Annotated in this window: 12 protein-coding genes; 1 reads left to right on the top strand and 11 read right to left on the bottom strand. The window is 39.8% G+C overall.

The annotated features are described in order from the left end of the window. From RCP16_RS04425 to adhE, 5 genes are all read right to left on the bottom strand, one after another. Entirely contained in the window at positions 1-2223 is a 2223-nt protein-coding gene (locus tag RCP16_RS04425; RefSeq protein ID WP_308641744.1) for a stalk domain-containing protein, read from the bottom strand. Between the two features lie 304 nt (positions 2224-2527). Next, the gene (gene nagZ, locus RCP16_RS04420) at positions 2528-4150 is read right to left on the bottom strand and encodes a beta-N-acetylhexosaminidase (RefSeq protein ID WP_308641743.1); all 1623 of its coding nucleotides are present in this window, start codon (positions 4148-4150) and stop codon (positions 2528-2530) included. 301 nt (positions 4151-4451) lie between these two features. Next, positions 4452-5189, bottom strand: a complete 738-nt coding sequence (pflA, locus tag RCP16_RS04415; RefSeq protein WP_069329084.1) for a pyruvate formate-lyase-activating protein — start codon at positions 5187-5189, stop codon at positions 4452-4454. A gap of 324 nt (positions 5190-5513) precedes the next feature. Continuing rightward, the gene (pflB, locus tag RCP16_RS04410) at positions 5514-7781 is read right to left on the bottom strand and encodes a formate C-acetyltransferase (RefSeq protein ID WP_069329083.1); all 2268 of its coding nucleotides are present in this window, start codon (positions 7779-7781) and stop codon (positions 5514-5516) included. A 688-nt stretch (positions 7782-8469) separates the two neighbouring features. Continuing rightward, the gene (gene adhE, locus RCP16_RS04405) at positions 8470-11082 is read right to left on the bottom strand and encodes a bifunctional acetaldehyde-CoA/alcohol dehydrogenase (RefSeq protein ID WP_069329082.1); all 2613 of its coding nucleotides are present in this window, start codon (positions 11080-11082) and stop codon (positions 8470-8472) included. A 333-nt stretch (positions 11083-11415) separates the two neighbouring features. On the opposite strand from adhE, the gene RCP16_RS04400 reads away from it, so the two are divergent. Beyond that, positions 11416-12138 carry a Crp/Fnr family transcriptional regulator gene (locus RCP16_RS04400; RefSeq protein ID WP_069329081.1) on the top strand — a complete coding sequence of 241 codons (723 nt, stop codon included), beginning with the start codon at positions 11416-11418 and terminating at the stop codon, positions 12136-12138. 111 nt (positions 12139-12249) lie between these two features. Here RCP16_RS04400 and RCP16_RS04395 read toward each other — a convergent pair whose 3' ends face one another. From RCP16_RS04395 to RCP16_RS04370, 6 genes are all read right to left on the bottom strand, one after another. Further along, positions 12250-12567 (bottom strand): winged helix-turn-helix transcriptional regulator, encoded by a 318-nt coding sequence (locus RCP16_RS04395; protein WP_069329080.1) that lies wholly within the window; start codon positions 12565-12567, stop codon positions 12250-12252. 182 nt (positions 12568-12749) lie between these two features. Next, entirely contained in the window at positions 12750-13436 is a 687-nt protein-coding gene (locus RCP16_RS04390; protein ID WP_308641742.1) for a uracil-DNA glycosylase, read from the bottom strand. A 188-nt stretch (positions 13437-13624) separates the two neighbouring features. Then, entirely contained in the window at positions 13625-14356 is a 732-nt protein-coding gene (locus tag RCP16_RS04385; protein WP_069329078.1) for a ThuA domain-containing protein, read from the bottom strand. 20 nt (positions 14357-14376) lie between these two features. Continuing rightward, complete coding sequence (locus RCP16_RS04380; RefSeq protein ID WP_069329077.1) at positions 14377-15345, bottom strand: sugar phosphate isomerase/epimerase family protein; 969 nt, start codon at positions 15343-15345, stop codon at positions 14377-14379. A 237-nt stretch (positions 15346-15582) separates the two neighbouring features. Continuing rightward, positions 15583-16350 carry a sugar phosphate isomerase/epimerase family protein gene (locus RCP16_RS04375; RefSeq protein ID WP_137220689.1) on the bottom strand — a complete coding sequence of 256 codons (768 nt, stop codon included), beginning with the start codon at positions 16348-16350 and terminating at the stop codon, positions 15583-15585. A gap of 51 nt (positions 16351-16401) precedes the next feature. Next, positions 16402-17481 carry a Gfo/Idh/MocA family protein gene (locus RCP16_RS04370; RefSeq protein ID WP_069329075.1) on the bottom strand — a complete coding sequence of 360 codons (1080 nt, stop codon included), beginning with the start codon at positions 17479-17481 and terminating at the stop codon, positions 16402-16404. Positions 17482-17634: the final 153 nt, after the last annotated feature.

Here is a 17634-nt window from a genome sequence, read left to right as displayed (position 1 = left end):
TTATTGTTTTTTAGCTGGCAATTGTGTGAATAACAAGTTAACTGGCAAGTTACTACCAGGTGCTGCTGTAAACCACAATTCCACGGCTTCTGTATCTAATGTTCCTGTACGATATAGAACAACATTATCATTTGCTGTTGTTGCTGCACCGTTATTTTTGATTGCTGTTACTGCTCCGTTTACATACATGTAACCTGAGTAACGACCACCACGAGCATTAAAGGAAATCATCGTGTTTGGCGCAACCATGTCTAGCTTGATTTTGTACAATACACCAAAGTTACCTGCGTTAGAAGCTTCAGTCATTGACAATGGATCTGTACCCATTAAGTTAGGGTCACTGTTGTTGTCTCCGATTGGCATACGAATCGTTGTGTTACCGATCAAGTCAGCAACATGGATATTACGTACAGCATTGTCATACGTACCACGGTTGTGGATACCATCGCGGTCTAGCTTAGGTTCTGTAGCTAATGCAGCGATCGGATCTTGATTTTCATCAATCATCATCACTGTATATTGTACATTAGAATCACTTACTAGATCGCCGAACAATGAAATAACTGTATCGTTTTTCATTGCTGTAGCACTAAGTTGGTTAAAGATAACTTGGCTTTGTCCAGGTTGTAGAACAACAGATTGTGCTTCTGCACCTGATTGCATCGATTGGAAATAACGTTGAACAGAAACTTTACCTACTGCTGTAGCATAAGGATTCGGTCCACCAAAACCAAGAGCTTGAATATTCAATGTTGCTGGTGTAGCATTCGGATTCGTTGCTACAACATACATTTTTTTGCTACTACCGGTTTCGTTCAAATGATGCACCATAAAGCGTGTAGCGCCAGTAGCGTATTCTTGATACACAATACCTTTAGTCAATACACGTTCAGGACTGTTACTACGAATCAGACGACTTGGATCATCATTGACTTGAGCATTGGTTACGGTTGCCCATGTTGGAACGACAGAACCGTTAAAGTCGAATGAATCTCCGATTGGTGTAAATAATGGATAGAAGTCTTCAGCCGAATATAATGTTTGATCCGTTACATTAATCGTTTTGCTATATGTTCCTGTTGCACCGTGTTTGTCGGTTACAGTCAATGTGATTGTCTGTGGACCTGGTGTAAAGAACGCTAATTGTTTGTTATCCCATTTAGTTAAGCCTGCATTGATAGCATTCTCATCATCAGTACTCATATCTGTATAAGTAACCAATTCACCCATACGATACGTTTCTTGATTGGTATTGAACATCGCTACAGGGGGTTGGTTAGGAGGAAGCACGTTGATGGTAACCGTGTAAGGATCACTCCATTGTCCTGACGAATCCATAACAGAATACGTGATCACATGAGGACCTGCTTCTGCAAAAATGTCTTCGCGTCCTGTCCATGTTTCATTAGCAATAGGACTGCCATCAGACGTTTTAGATTGTGTTTTGTACGTTACTAATGTTTGACCTGCATAAATCGCAGTAGGGGAAACTGTAAAGGAAGCTGTTGGTTTAACAACCAAATCCAATACAACTAATTTACCTTGTACTGTATAAGGAATATTTAGAGCTTGAGTAATAGAAGTCAAAGGAACCATAAATACATTTTTCTGTTGGAATGCTGGACCTTTCATCAAGGTGTTCACACCATTTACAGTGTAGTACTTACTGTCTGTTTTGAAACGTAATTCTTTACCATCTTTTTGCATGATCGTTTCTTTGGTCTTAGCGTCGTATGTAAGCTTCAGACCGACACGGGTCACAAGTGCGCGAACCGATACGTAAGATACTCCACTTTTCACAGCCATAGGTTGATCTGAAAAGTATAATTTACCATCTTGATAAATTTGATTAGAGTTCATCATAAAAATAACTTTGTTAGGTCCAGCCGAATACACATCATTCACCACGGTAGGTGTTGTTGGTGTAGTTACTGGCGGTGTAACTGTAGTAGGTGGTGTTGTAGGAACCGTTGGCACTGTACCATCACCTGTTGTTCCAGCAGGATCTGTCGTCGGATCAGTCACTGCGTTAGGATCTGTAACTGCATTAGGATCAGTTACTGTAGTATCATCTCCTACAGTCCCTTGAGTATCATTGTAGACATCTTGTACGATACTGCTATCCACATCGCCTTCAGCAGCATGCACTTGCGCTCCTGGAACAGTCGCAACAGTCTGAGCTACAGCGAGTAATGCAATTAGTAAAGTCTTCTTGAATTTCATTATTAGGCTCCTTCTCATAGCAATTTACTGTAATTCACTTCTAAAAAGATGGTGTTTCCCCCGAATTGGCACATTAATAAGACGCGCCAAACCTTGAAAAGTTTCTCTCTTCCTTAAGAAACCTTACAACATACGTATCTGTTCACACTTCAGTCACATCTATTCCGCAGAAAAATCACATAAAAAACAGCCTTATCCATCAGCGATGAATAGACTGTTTTTGACTACATGATGTGCTCAGAAAACGTCATTAATTATACTTTACCACAAATAAATGCAATAACCTATTTTGACAACTACTCTTCTATATTTGAACCTGATATTGCTCATTTAAGCTCACTGGTAATTTTCCTAGCGCTGGCTTAACCCCTGCAATTACAGCTGCCAAAGCTTCTACCGCATACTTCCGATTTTCATAACTACAGATATACGTCTTGATCTCAGGAAGATCATTCAGATCATAAGGATTACGTACAGAAGCCACAATCAATGCAGTATCTGTCAAAAGAGACAATTGACGGGCGAGTTCTGCTTGACCGAGTGGTAACAGACCCGATGATGTATACGCTGCAAAGATCACTTTGGGATAATGGATTGCTTCTGCTAATACTTGCTGAATCTCTTCCGGTTCCGGGCGAGCATCTATCGTAATCTGAGTTGCATCGATCCCATAGCTATTAAGAGCTTGAGCAAAACTGACATCATGCCCTGTCGGCTCATCCACTTCGGTTAGACGCGTCACCTGTGGCCATATAATGAGTACCTTATCATCCGGTTGCAAAGGCAATTGCCCTTCGTCTTTGACTAATGTAATACTACGCTCTGCAATTTCACGCAACACCGGTTCGATCGGTTCAGGTTCTAAGCGCTGTGTCCACTCTTCTATCGTATAAGGTGCTGCATCCATCTGATGTTTGGCTTTGAGTGATAGTATTCGCTCGACTGAAGCATCGATTTGAGCTTCAGATAACTGACCTTGTTGCACCGCTTCTTTAATCGCTTCAATCGCAGCGATCTGGTGCTCTAATGTATGACTCACCAGCAATAGGTCTGCTCCGGCTTGAGCTGCCATAACAGTCGCTTGTGGTATCGGAAAATGCTTGGCAATCGCATGCATTTCCAGACAATCGGTCACAATTAATCCTTCAAATCCCATCTCGATACGAAGCAAATCGGTTAGTACTTTACGCGACAATGTAGCTGGAATAGGCTCCGGTTCAAATGCAGGGAAAATAACATGAGCCGACATGATCACATCGACTCCTGCATCTATCGCTGAACGAAAAGGTAATAATTCAATCTGTTCTAAGCGTAATTTATCATGAGGTACAGAAGCTAATCCATAATGAGAATCCACCTCAGTATCTCCATGCCCTGGAAAATGCTTGGCTGTAGCAGCTACATACTCTTGCTGAATCGCTTGAATAGCGGCGGCTCCATGAATAGCTACTACTTCAGGCTTTTCAGAATAAGAACGGACGCCAATCACTGGATTACGAGGATTATTATTCACATCGACACAAGGCGCAAAATTCAAATTAATTCCTAATGTACGTAATTCACGCGCACTGATCGCTGAAGCGGCTGCCGTTAATGCCACATCATTTACTGCCCCAAGAGTCATATTGCCCGGAATCAGACTCATTCCATCTTGATCGATTCGGCTCACCATTCCGCCTTCTTGATCGATCGCTATCAATAACGGTGGTAATCCCTGCCTCTGAGCAATCTGCTGTAACCCTGTGGAAAGGTCTGTAATCTGGCGAGCTGTTCCTATATTACGCCGAAAATAAATCACTCCACCGACATGATATTTTTCGATCAATTCTGTAATATGTTCGTTCGGTACATTGGTATGAAATCCACATACAAATAATTGTCCGATTTTCTGATCTAATGTTAAGTCTGATAATTGAATAGTGTTCATAGATATCCTCCTTGTGCTGGAGCCTATTTTGAAAAGATGTCTGAACAAGATACATATGATATAGATAATCGATATTCTTATTTAAGTATAGATAACGAGGTCGCGTGCAACAAGCGGATAAAGTTTAGGTTTTGGGGAGTTTTTTAAGAAGAACTGATATTACAGATAACGTATCACTACTCAACTATGTAGATACCAAAAAGTCCTTCCCTATGGATCAGGAAAGGACTTCTGGCTTCACGTTCATATACCCTTTTTGCTTACTATGGTTGTTATTTATCTATTTTCATAAAGAGGAGGATTAGACACAAGAGACTTGACGACGACCTTGCTCAATCAGACGATACGCACGTTCTACTTCTTCTTCGGTTGGCGAAGGAACCCCATCCAGCGGATAGATGCGTCCCAACGCTTCCCATTTGTAGATGCCCATCTGATGATAAGGTAAGATTTCGAATTTCTCTACCCCTTTTAATGTGCCGATAAATTCTCCTAAAGCGATCAGATCTTCTTCAGCATCATTAATGCCAGGTACAAACACATGGCGTATCCACATTTTGCGTCCATTATCAGATAGCCATTGTGCTGTGTGTAGAGTGCGTTCATTTGATACACCGGTTAATTTTTTGTGCTTTTCATTATTGATATGCTTAATATCAAGCAAGACTAAATCAGTAACTTCAAGCAGTTCATGGATTTTGTTAGGTTCATTGAATCCATTGCTGTCCAGTGTTGTATTCAGGTTCCAACGGTCTTTGACTGCTTTGAACAATTCTCTGACAAAAGGAGCTTGCAACGTTGGTTCTCCACCAGATACCGTCAATCCTCCACCTGAAGAACGGTAGTAACTCAAGTAAGGTTCAATTTCAGCTAGAACTTCTTCTAGCTCCATCACTTTACCTCCGTCCAAATTCCATGTATCAGGGTTATGACAGTATTGGCATTTCATCAGACAACCCTGCATAAATAGTACAAATCGTATGCCCGGGCCATCGACGGTACCGAACGTTTCTAGCGAGTGAACACGGCCTTTTACCATGATCAATCACCCCTTTCGTCTGAGTTGATGTATATAAATGAATAGGATTTCGAGAGTTAGAGTTACACCGCTACGCGTATGAATTATTCTTACGATCGCTGTTAAGATCGGATATCTGGAATGAACTGCTTTCGCAGTCGATATCCGAATCTTAAATGCGAACGCTTCGCTTCTTCAGAAACAATTCCTACTCTTCGCTCTGCGGTGTGACTCCACTTTCTCAAATGCTTCATTTATATCATTCATTGTTGGTTAGCAGTTACCATCTTTGATTACTTTACTTTGATTAGCTTCATTACTTTGAATATTGTTAAAAAGTTTTTATTACATTGATCCGTGGAATGTGCGGTTGATGACATCCATTTGTTGTTCACGAGTCAATTTAACAAAGTTAACAGCATATCCAGATACACGGATGGTTAATTGTGGGTAGTTTTCTGGGTGCTCCATTGCGTCTAGTAATTGCTCACGAGCGAATACGTTAACGTTCAAGTGATGGGCATTGCTACCGAAGTATCCATCAAGCATAGATACAAGGTTAGTTTTGCGAATTTCTTCTTCTTTACCTAATGCTTTTGGCACGATAGAGAATGTGTTAGAAATACCATCTAAGCTATCTTCGTATGGTAATTTCGCAACAGAACTTAGAGATGCAAGAGCACCTTTAGTATCGCGTCCGTGCATAGGGTTAGCACCTGGTGCGAATGGTTCGCCAGCTTTACGTCCATCTGGTGTTGTACCTGTTTTTTTACCATATACTACGTTAGAAGTAATTGTTAATACTGATTGTGTTGGTGTAGCACCACGGTATGCTTTGTTTTTGCGAATCATACTCATAAATGTTTCGACCAATTCAACAGCAATCTGATCGACTTTATCATCGTTGTTACCGTAGCAAGGATATTCACCCTCGATTTTGAAATCTACAGCAATACCGCGTTCGTCACGAATCGGTGTTACTTTAGCGTATTTGATAGCACTTAATGAGTCAGCTGCTACTGATAGACCCGCGATACCGCAAGCCATTGTACGTAAGATATCACGATCATGTAGTGCCATTTCGATACGTTCGTAGCTGTATTTATCATGCATGTAATGGATAACGTTCAATGTGTTCATATACAATTTGCCTAACCATTCCATCATGGCTTTGAAGCGTTTCATGACTTCGTCATATTCAAGCACTTCAGAAGTGATTGCAGGGTATTCAGGGCCTACTTGAACGCCTGATTTCTCATCACGTCCACCGTTGATTGCATACAATAATGCTTTGGCAAGGTTCGCACGAGCTCCGAAGAATTGCATTTGTTTACCGATACGCATAGCGGATACACAGCAAGCAATACCATAATCGTCGCCATAGATTGGACGCATCAGATCATCATTTTCGTATTGGATCGAACTGGTTTCGATTGAAACTTTAGCACAGAATTTTTTGAAAGCTTCTGGCAATTGTTCTGACCACAATACAGTCAAGTTAGGTTCTGGTGCAGGTCCCAAGTTATACAATGTATGCAAGAAACGGAAGCTGTTTTTGGTAACTAATGTTTTGCCATCGACAGCCATACCACCGATTGATTCCGTTACCCATGTAGGATCACCACTGAACAATTCGTTGTAATCTGGAGTACGTAAGAATTTAACGATACGCAATTTCATAACGAAATGGTCAACCAATTCTTGAGCTTGTTGTTCTGTCATTGTGCCTTCTTTAACATCACGTTCGATGTAGATATCAAGGAAAGAAGATACACGTCCTAGAGACATCGCTGCACCATTTTGCTCTTTGATTGCTGCAAGGTAACCGAAGTATACCCATTGGAACGCTTCTTTTGCTGTTTGTGCTGGTTTGGAAATATCGAAGCCATGCATTTCAGCCATTTTTTTCAATTCGCCTAGAGCACGAATTTGTTCTGATACTTCTTCACGAAGACGAATCACATCTTCATCAATCACGTCAACTTCCATATCATTCAAATCTTGTTTTCTTTCATTAATTAGGAAGTCTACACCGTATAATGCTACGCGGCGATAGTCACCGATAATACGTCCACGACCGTAAGCATCTGGTAAGCCTGTAATAATACCTGCTTTACGTGCTGCTCTCATATCAGAAGTATAAGCATCGAATACACCTTGGTTATGCGTTTTACGAATGTTTGTAAAGATATCAATGATTTGTTCTGGTACTTCAAAGCCATATGCTTTACAAGCATCGATCATCATTTTGATACCACCGAACGGTTGTAATGAACGACGGAAAGGAGCATCTGTTTGAACACCGACGATTTGTTCTTTGTCTTTGTCCAAGTAACCAGGACCGTGTGAAGTGATTGTAGAAGGTGTTGCAGCATCTACATCCCATACGCCACCACGTTCGATTTCTTCTTTAGATAGTTTGGAAATGATATCCCACAAGTCTTTTGTATTTGAAGTAGGGCCAGCTAGGAATGTTTCGTTTCCTTGATACGCACTAATATTTTGTTCAATAAAGTCGCGAGTATCTACATGTTTTGCCCATTTACCTGATTTGAAATTGCGCCATGCGTCTTGTTTTAAATTATCCTGTACATTTCTTTCGATAACTGACATTGATAATCCCTCCATTATTTGTGAATAAAATCACAAAACCATTTACACTATTGCTTGTCTCGCCTACACGATACCGGAAGCTGCTGTTTTCTCCCTCCGGCTATGTCTTTATTATGATGCAATTCATAAGCAGAGTATGTGACATTTATCACAAAATAGCATCTTTATTATGATTTTTATCACATTCTGTATCTATAACAGTTTTTATAAATAACTATTACAGTTTACAATTAAGCCTGTTACACAATAAGTAAATAACGATTTACACAGTGAATACAGTGATACGAATCTACTAATACAAAAATACACATCAGCATTCACTCCAAATAGCTGTAGCATCATACAAGAATTTACGGCTTATAACAACGAAATACATCACACTATTTCTGTATTATTCTATATACAAGCTATAGAATAATGTTGGACATCGCATCACTCCTCTCTACAAACAAAAGAACGGTTCTCTTTAGTTCTGCTAATATCGCAAACTAGGAGATCGTTCTTTGGGATAAGGTGGCATTCCATATTTGCTTTGTTTTTTATTTTCAACCATATATCTTGAAAGTATATTCCTAGCGATACAAGTTAAATAAGAAGGAAAAAGGATCAACTCCAACGTACTGCTATAACAGCATGTGTGGAGTGATCCTTTTTTCAAACTATCATTTTACTTGTCAGACAGGTCTATTTATTCAAATCGACCATAGAATGCGTTGCGGTATACATCAGCTAGTTCAGTCACTAAAGGTAATTTAGGATTCGCTGTTGTACATTGATCTTCGAATGCACGGTCAGCAAGGTAATCTACACGAGATTCAAAGTCTTTTGCATCAAAGCCCAATGCTTCAAACGTTTCAGGAATACCTAGTTTGCGGTTCAAGTCACGAATAGCATTGATTAAGCTGTTCACGCCTTCTTCGGTTGTGCGTGCTGGCAATCCCAAGATACGAGCAATCTCAGCATAACGTTCGTGAGCAATAAAGTGAGAATATTTAGGGAACGCTGCGAATTTAGTTGGTTTTTTCGCATTGTAGCGGATAACGTGTGGCAACAAGATCGCATTGGTACGACCGTGTGCTGTATGGTATTGTCCACCCCATTTATGTGCCAAGCTATGGTTAATCCCTAAGAATGCATTCGCAAATGCCATACCTGCAATCGTAGAAGCATTATGCATTTTTTCACGAGCCAGTTTGTCGCCTGTTAGAGCAGACTGTTCTAGATATTGGAATACCAGTTGAATCGCTTTGATCGCTAGTCCATCAGTAAAGTCACTTGCCATTACAGATACATAAGCTTCAATCGCATGAGTCAATACGTCCATACCTGTATCAGCAACAGCTACACGAGGTAAAGAGTATACAAATTCAGGATCGATAATCGCTACGTCTGGTGTTAATTCATAGTCAGCCAAAGGATATTTTGTGTTGCCTTTTTCTTTATCTGTAATAACTGCGAACGATGTTACTTCAGAACCTGTACCTGAAGTCGTTGGAATTGCTACAAATTGTGCTTTTTGTCCCAAATGTGGGTATTTGTAGATCCGTTTGCGGATATCCATGAATTTTTGTTTTAGGTTATCAAATTCAGTATCAGGATATTCGTAGAACATCCACATGCCTTTAGCAGCATCCATAGGAGATCCACCACCAAGAGCGATAATGCAGTCCGGTTGGAAACGTTCCATCATTTGACGACCACGTTCTACAGTAGCAGTTGATGGATCTGGTTCTACATCAGAGAACACTTCAACAACAACTGGAGTCTGGCGTTGACGCAAGTAATGTTGTACTTTTTCAACATAACCAAGTTGTACCATCATCGCATCTGTTACGATCACTACACGACTAATATCAGGCATTTTAGCAAGGTATTGAGTTGCGCCTTTTTCAAAATAAACTTTAGAAGGTATTTTGAACCATTGCATATTCACAGTACGACGAGCCACCCTTTTCACATTAATCAGATTCACAGCACTTACGTTAGAAGAAGTAGAGTTACGACCATAAGATCCACAACCTAGTGTTAAAGATGGTAAGTTCGTATTGTAAATGTCACCAATTGCACCATGTGTAGAAGGAGAGTTCACGATAATACGTCCAGTTTGTAGACGATTAGAGAACTTCTGAATAACTTCATCATTATTAGAATGGATAGCTGAAGAGTGACCCATACCGCCAAATTCTACGATTTGTGCAGCACGTTCAATCCCTTGATCCGCGTTTTTAACTTTATAGCAAGCCAGTACAGGGCTTAATTTTTCAGCAGATAATGGGAATTTAGTACCTACGCCTTCCAATTCTGCTACCAGTATTTTGGTATCGGCTGGAACGGTAATTCCACAAAGTTCAGCAATTTTGACAGCAGATTGACCTACGATAGAAGGGTTCACTGCACATTTGTCTGTATTCATTGCACCGTTCGTTAATTTGCCTGCTTCTTCTTTAGTTACAAAGTAACAACCGTTATCGATCATTAATTTTTTCACTTTTTCATAAACAGGTTCTTCAATAACTACTGCTTGTTCAGAAGCACAAATCATACCGTTATCAAATGATTTGGAAAGAATCAAGTCATTCACTGCTTGTTGCAAGTCAGCACTTTTCTCTATAAAAGCAGGAACGTTACCAGGACCTACGCCAAGTGCAGGTTTACCACAGCTATATGCTGCTTTAACCATTGCGCCACCACCAGTAGCTAAGATTAACGCTACATCAGGATGATTCATTAATGCATTTGTTTTGTCCATTGAAGGAGCATCGATCCATTGGATACAATCCGCAGGTGCACCATGTTTGACAGCCGCTTCAAGTAAGATGCGAGCGGATTCTTTACTACAATTCTGTGCAGATGGATGGAAGCCGAAAATGATTGGGTTACGTGTTTTGATTGAGATCAAAGATTTGAACATAGTAGTCGAAGTTGGGTTCGTTACCGGTGTAATCCCCATGATGATTCCGACAGGTTCAGCAATTTTTTGGAAGCTTTCATAATCGTTATCTTCTATAATACCGACTGTTTTTTCATTTTTGATACCATGGTATACATATTCAGTAGCGAACATGTTTTTGATAATTTTATCTTCATATACGCCTCTGCCTGTTTCTTCAACAGCTAGTTTGGCAAGATACATATGTTGATCCAAGCCCGCTAATGCCATTGCTTGTACAATGTTATCAATTTGTTCTTGATCCATATTCATAAATGCGGCATGTGCTTTATTCGCTTTATCGATTAACTTTTGAATTTCTTCCTGTGCACTCAATTCCACGTTACGACTAGCATCATTTTTAACAGCCATTTCTCTCATCCTCCTCAGAATGTGTATCGCTTTTGTCTACACACCGATCATAGCATAGAGACATAAATCATAATGTGATATTTTTCACAATCAATTTTTATTTTTTAAATTTGTTTTATTTTATTTTTTCCTTTTGCATTTTAATATAAAAAGATGTATGATAATAGTGAAATTAATCACAAAGTATAGATTACTTTTACGTATACATGAGTTCATTATCTTTCCTATATAACGTAGAATTTAACTAATCATTTAATTTCCAGTTTTTTTCCTAAAATGTTATGCATTATGATTAATTTCACGTATAATTGAAACAAAAAGGGGCGAACCATAATGAACAATTCTTTAGAACATACTCAACCACGTCATAATACAGCATGCTTTTCGGAAATTAATCAGGAAAGATTACTTAATCATTCTACAGAACGCACGATTGCAGCAGGTTCACATTTATTCTGGGAAGGCGACTTATCCGATAAATTATACTTCCTTAAAAGTGGACGGGTTAAATTAACCAAATCTACTGATGAAGGTAAAGAATTGATTTTATATATGTATCAAGCAGGCGACATGATCGGTCAAGCAGATCCATTTTCAGGTACACGCCTTGGATTTACAGCAGAAGCATTAGAAGATACTGAAGTCGCTGTTATTGAACACAAAGAATTGGAATTGATGATCTGTCAGTATTGTGATTTTGCTATCGACTTTATGAAATGGATGGGTACTCATCACCGTCTAACACAGACTAAAGTGCGTGACTTAATGTTATACGGTAAACCAGGTGCTCTCTGCTCCACTTTGATTCGTTTAAGCAATACTTATGGTCAAGATTATAACGATCAAGGTTCGATTTTGATTAACAAAAAAATTACACATACCGATTTGTCGAATATGATTGGTGCTACTCGTGAAAGTGTCAACCGGATGCTTAGTGATTTGCGCAAAAAAGAAAGTATTGAATATGAGCACGGGATGATCATTATTCATGATCTTGAAGCGCTACAAGAAGTATGTCACTGCGAAATGTGCCCTAAAGAAATATGCAGAATTTAATGAATATTCAGGTGTGCTTATGCATTTACCTGTTGAGACAATTAAAATACCAAAAAAGCTTTCCGTGTGTTACTCATAGCGGAAAGCTTTTTTTGGTTAACACATCGAAATCTACTCGACCCAATGCTCTGCCCAGTTCTGAATCTGCTCCATCACTGGCTTAAGTGCACGTCCTTTGTCCGTTAGCTCATACTCAATTCGAACAGGTGTCTCTGGATAGACCTGACGAATCAATATTCCACTACCTTCTAAGTCTTTCATCCGCTCTGACAACATTTTGTCGCTCATCATAGGAATAAGATTAGAAATATCTTTGAAACGCTTAGGTCCACTCATTAATGATTGAATAATTAGACCGTTCCATCGTTTACCTAAAAATGAAAACGCGGTCTCAAAACGGGGACATAATCCCAATTGGTGTTGCTCCATGTTTTCTCACCTCTTCAATTGTTCCGAAACACGGGATCGGATAGTCATAAGCTCGTATTTCATCACGTTGTGATGTTAACTTACGATTAGTTAGTACATATATTTTAGCATATTTTACCTGAAAAGAGAACGAAAACATTACATAATTAAAGAATACTGAATATTATTTAAAATTCAGGTCATCATTCTTGAATCTCATCTATACATTTACGCAAAATAACGAGATCATTCGCAATAACATCAGTCAGTGATCTATTATACAATACTGCTGCTGGATGATACATAGGAAAAATCCAGTATTCTTGATCAGACCAGTGATATCCTTGATCCATATGATCAGCATCTACTTGTTGAATACGACTTCGATAAGCTTGACCATGCACATTCGATACCTGATGCCCTTTGCCAAGTAATCGTTGCAATGCAATATTGCCCAGCGTAATAATGATCCGAGGTTGTACTGCCTCAATCTCAGCATCCAAAATAGGTGCAAATGCAAATACTTCGTAAGATGTTGGTGTGCGATTAGAACGACTTGAACGTTCGGCATGATGCTTTCCTTGAATGATTTTGTCTTTATAAGGACGACTGCGTACAGCACTGGTAATATACAGATCGTTTCTAGTGATATTTAGCGCTTCAAAATAACCATCTAATACTTTACCTGCTTGTCCGCAAAAAGGAATCCCTTTTTCAATTTCATTCGCACCGGGTGCTTCTCCTACCATTATCAGCGATCCCGGAAATTTGCCATAACCACCCAAAAATCCTTCTAATCGATGTCCGGCGACTCGTTCCAAACATTCACTAATTCGTGCTGGAGATAGCTTCACATTGCCGATTTGTGATTCTATTTGTGCTTTAGACATAAATGCACTCCTTTCTATATCTAACTATATGTTAGAGTGCCTAAGTATTATGGATACTGGATCTAAAGGGATAAATCTCAAAAAAAGTACGCCTGTAGGCTATTAACCATACACGCGCACTTTTGAAATATTTATTTTTTATGATTAACACAGTCTGGAATTCAGGATCAGGCTGTTCAGGTAGACAGTTACACCATTACTTTACTACCGAGTGCACGCGTAGGTTCTTGGCGTCCGAATTCAGGACGTGTATTAGTTGCAGGATACGCCCAGCGTACAGCATTCGAGATAATGTGCATAATATCCTGATTATAATATGTTGGATATGTCTCATGACCTGGACGGAAATAGAATACTTTACCATGTCCACGGCGATACGTACAACCGCTACGAAACACTTCTCCGCCTTCAAAGTTGCTTAGATATACCAATTCATCAGGAGCAGGAATATCGAAAAATTCACCGTACATTTCTTCTTTATCCAAAGTAATTGAAGGGTTCACGCCTTGAGCAATCGGATGCGTAGGATTCACACACCATAGAATTTCTTGCTCGTCTGCTACACGCCATTTCAGATCACAACTGGTTCCCATTAATTGTTTAAATGGTTTGGAGAAATGTCCAGAATGCAGAACAATCAATCCCATGCCTTCATTTACTCGTCTTGCTACCGCTTCTGCAATATCATCATCTACTAATTCATGAGCCGTATGTCCCCACCACAACATTACATCAGTAGAGTTCAAGACAGACTCTGTCAAACCATGTTCCGGCTGATCGAGTGTAGCTGTACGGCAGGCAAAGCCTTCCTTCGATAGCCCATCCGCCAGAACAGTATGAATCCCATCAGGATATACTGCTTTGACATCATCACGGATTTTCTCATGTACAAACTCATTCCAGACCGTTACATTAATCATAAAAAACTTCCTCCTCTATATTAGACCCACCACATCTCACCAAGTTCTTCTTCAATCAAAACCTGCTTCAAGTTATGGACAGCTTTTGTAAAACCTTCATTCACCGACATCAAACCATCTTCGTGCTCTATACTTACAACGTAATCGTATCCAACTAAGCGTAACGTGCTGATAATATCAGCCCATGTTTTGTTATCATGTCCAAAGCCTACTGTACGGAACTGCCAAGCACGATCTTGCATTTTTGTGTAGTCTTGCATGTCTGTTACACCGTGCATATTAACATTATCGGTATCTACCAGCGTATCTTTAGCATGAAAGTGATGAATTGCATTATTTTTTCCTAAAATTTTAATAGCTTGTACAGGATCGATACCTTGCCACCACATATGACTTGGATCAAGGTTCGCACCAATCACTTCGCCAGCCGCTTCACGTAGACGTAAAAGTGTACCCGGTGTATGAACAGAGAAGCCTCCGTGCAGTTCCAGCCCTACTTTCACATTATGATCAGCAGCGAACTTACCATTTTCTGTCCAGTATGGAATGACTTTTTCTTCCCATTGCCATTTCATAAGATCCTGGAAATCATTTGGCCACGGTGCTACAGGCCAGTTCGGATATTTCGCATCATCACTATCTCCCGGACAACCGGAGAATGTATTAACAACTGCTACATCTAACTTCTGTGCCAGTTGAACGGATTTGATAAAATCTTCATGCGATTCTTTCGCAATCGCTTTTTGCGGATGAAGCGGATTACCGTGACAACTTAATGCACTAATGGTTAATCCACGAGAATCAATCGCTTGTTTAAATGCTCTAAGCTTGCCTTCATCAGCAAGTAACTCATCTGGTTTGCAATGAACATTACCCGGGTTACCACCAGATCCTAGTTCTACCATTTTAACGCCTTTTTCAGCTACATAATCCAATGCTTCTTCAAAACCCATATTGTTGAGTAATACCATAAATACGCCTAATTTCATTTGTCCATCCTCCAGCTTCATTCATTAATTTTATGAACGCAGTCTGGTGAACTTATCACTTGAATCTGATTTCAATAGAGTGAGCTGTAAGTTCTGTATTCGTCCAATCGAACAAATGAGAATGTAGTAAAAGCTCTATCTATTAAATAATACGTCGAAACATGTCATAAGGTTCACCTAAAATGCGATTTATATCCATTTTAGTATAATTATTGGGATTGAACAGTAAGAGTTTGATTATACACTTACTTTTCCACTTTTGGCACCGTAAGATTTCACCCAGTTCATGCTTTGCTCAATACTTTGTAAAGGCGGTTGTAAACATGAGTCTTGCTCTACCACTAACCATTCAGCTCCTGCTTTTTCAGTAGCATCTGCAATAGCGGCTACAGGCACTTCACCTTCACCAAGTTCGACCGTCTGTGCACCTTTATCTGTGCGTTTGAAATCTTTCCAGTGAACAATCGGTAAGCGTCCAGCGTATTTTTGAATATATTCAACAGGATCGTAACCACCATACTGTACCCAGCAACTATCTAATTCAACTTGCAATAACGATGCAGGTACTTCTTCATACATAGCATCAAACACAGTGTGTTCGCCTAATTTTTCAGTAAATTCAAATTCATGATTGTGATATAACAACACCACATCATTTTGATTACACAATTCGCCAAGCTTACGTAGATTAGCGAAAATATCAGGCCAATTCTTACGGTGCTCATCTGATAAGAAAGGGACAATAATATAACGATTGCCTATTTCTTTGTTATAATCGATTAAAGATTGAGCATCTTCCAGTAGTTCTGTATATTGAGTATGAGAACCAACGACTTCAAGATTGTGCTTTTTGAGTAATTCGTTGATTTGGGTAGAAGTACGTCCGTAGAAGCCAGCGAATTCAACACCTTGATATCCAAGTGCTGCTACTTTAGCAATCGTACCTTCAAAATCTTTTTCCAAATCATCTCGTACGGTGTATAGTTGCAATCCAACTTTAACCATTGCTCCATTCACTCCCACAATTTATGATAGTTGTAATAGCATCATTCATCTTTAATAACTATTGCCTTGTCTGTATCCTGCACGACTTTTGATAATCACATGCTTGCCTTCTAGAGAAGAACGTTGAAAAGCATGCATTGCTTCAAGTACATGATATGCCAGTTCACCACTAGCACGATGAGGTTGATTGTTACGAATCGCTGTAACCATTTCGTTTAGACCTTTACCACGTTCATTACGAGTCCCTTCAAAAACAGGAGGTACAATCTCAAACTCTTCTGAACCTGCGCGTCTTATACGAACATCACCATCGAAAAAGTTAGGATCAGGGATATCCAGTGTACCTTCTGTACCGTAGATTTCAATTCGAGGCAATTGAGAGCCTCCTTTGATATCAAAACTGGTCACCATGGTAACGATTGCACTGTTTTCGAAATCAATTGTTCCTGCCAGATGTGTAGGTGTCTGTACACGTAATGGTGTACCTTCTTTAGGACCACTCGCAACATGTCGATCAGGAATCTGAATACCAGCTGACGAGCTTATTCTTGTCATCGATCCAAGTAAGCTTGTGAGTGCCGTTAGATAATAAGGTCCCATATCGAACATAGGTCCACCACCAGGTGCGTAGAAGAATTCAGGATCAGGGTGCCATGATTCAGGGCCACCGCTCATCATAAAAGCAGAAGCTGCAATCGGTCGACCGATTAATCCATCATCGATCGCTTTGCGTGCTGTTTCTATGCCTGAACCTAAAAATGTATCCGGTGCACTTCCTACACGACGACCCACTTCTTTGGCTCGTAATAGTGTACGTTGACCATCTTCTAGCGATACAGCAAATGGCTTTTCAGCATATACATGTTTGCCTGCTGCAAGTGCTGCTAGATTCACCGCGGCATGTGCGGCAGGAATAGTCAGGTTGATAATCAATTCAATATCTTCCTGTGCAAATAATTCCTCCGGCGTGAATGCGTTTGCAATGTTAAATTGTGAAGCTCTTGCTTGCGCCTTCTCGATCACCATGTCTGCACAGGCTACGATCTCAACGACTGGACTTGATTGTAGATTTTCCAAGTAAATTTCACTGATGTTACCACATCCGACTAAACCAGCTTTCATTCGTTCCACAGGTCATCCTCCTTTGGGCATGTATTTTTCTAGGTGCAGAAAAGCTACTCCTCTGGTTATAAGTAAACGTAGGATTGTCCTGTCAAACGACAATCTAGCAATGCTATGATAAACCCTTTATGTATGATGGACTTATACATACCATTGTCCTTT

The organism is Paenibacillus nuruki (genome assembly GCF_963311185.1).
Lineage (GTDB): Bacteria > Bacillota > Bacilli > Paenibacillales > Paenibacillaceae > Saccharibacillus > Saccharibacillus nuruki.
The sequence above is the reverse complement of the archived record's forward strand: the minus strand, read 5'-3'. Positions and strand labels throughout refer to the sequence as shown.

Excerpts from the sequence above, each read along its gene's own strand:
- RCP16_RS04425 (WP_308641744.1), bottom strand. The coding sequence starts at position 2,223 with ATGAAATTCAAGAAGACTTTACTAATTGCATTACTCGCTGTAGCTCAG.
- nagZ (WP_308641743.1), bottom strand. The coding sequence starts at position 4,150 with ATGAACACTATTCAATTATCAGACTTAACATTAGATCAGAAAATCGGA.
- pflA (WP_069329084.1), bottom strand. The coding sequence starts at position 5,189 with ATGGTAAAAGGCCGTGTTCACTCGCTAGAAACGTTCGGTACCGTCGAT.
- pflB (WP_069329083.1), bottom strand. The coding sequence starts at position 7,781 with ATGTCAGTTATCGAAAGAAATGTACAGGATAATTTAAAACAAGACGCA.
- adhE (WP_069329082.1), bottom strand. The coding sequence starts at position 11,082 with ATGGCTGTTAAAAATGATGCTAGTCGTAACGTGGAATTGAGTGCACAG.
- RCP16_RS04400 (WP_069329081.1), top strand. The coding sequence starts at position 11,416 with ATGAACAATTCTTTAGAACATACTCAACCACGTCATAATACAGCATGC.
- RCP16_RS04395 (WP_069329080.1), bottom strand. The coding sequence starts at position 12,567 with ATGGAGCAACACCAATTGGGATTATGTCCCCGTTTTGAGACCGCGTTT.
- RCP16_RS04390 (WP_308641742.1), bottom strand. The coding sequence starts at position 13,436 with ATGTCTAAAGCACAAATAGAATCACAAATCGGCAATGTGAAGCTATCT.
- RCP16_RS04385 (WP_069329078.1), bottom strand. The coding sequence starts at position 14,356 with ATGATTAATGTAACGGTCTGGAATGAGTTTGTACATGAGAAAATCCGT.
- RCP16_RS04380 (WP_069329077.1), bottom strand. The coding sequence starts at position 15,345 with ATGAAATTAGGCGTATTTATGGTATTACTCAACAATATGGGTTTTGAA.
- RCP16_RS04375 (WP_137220689.1), bottom strand. The coding sequence starts at position 16,350 with ATGGTTAAAGTTGGATTGCAACTATACACCGTACGAGATGATTTGGAA.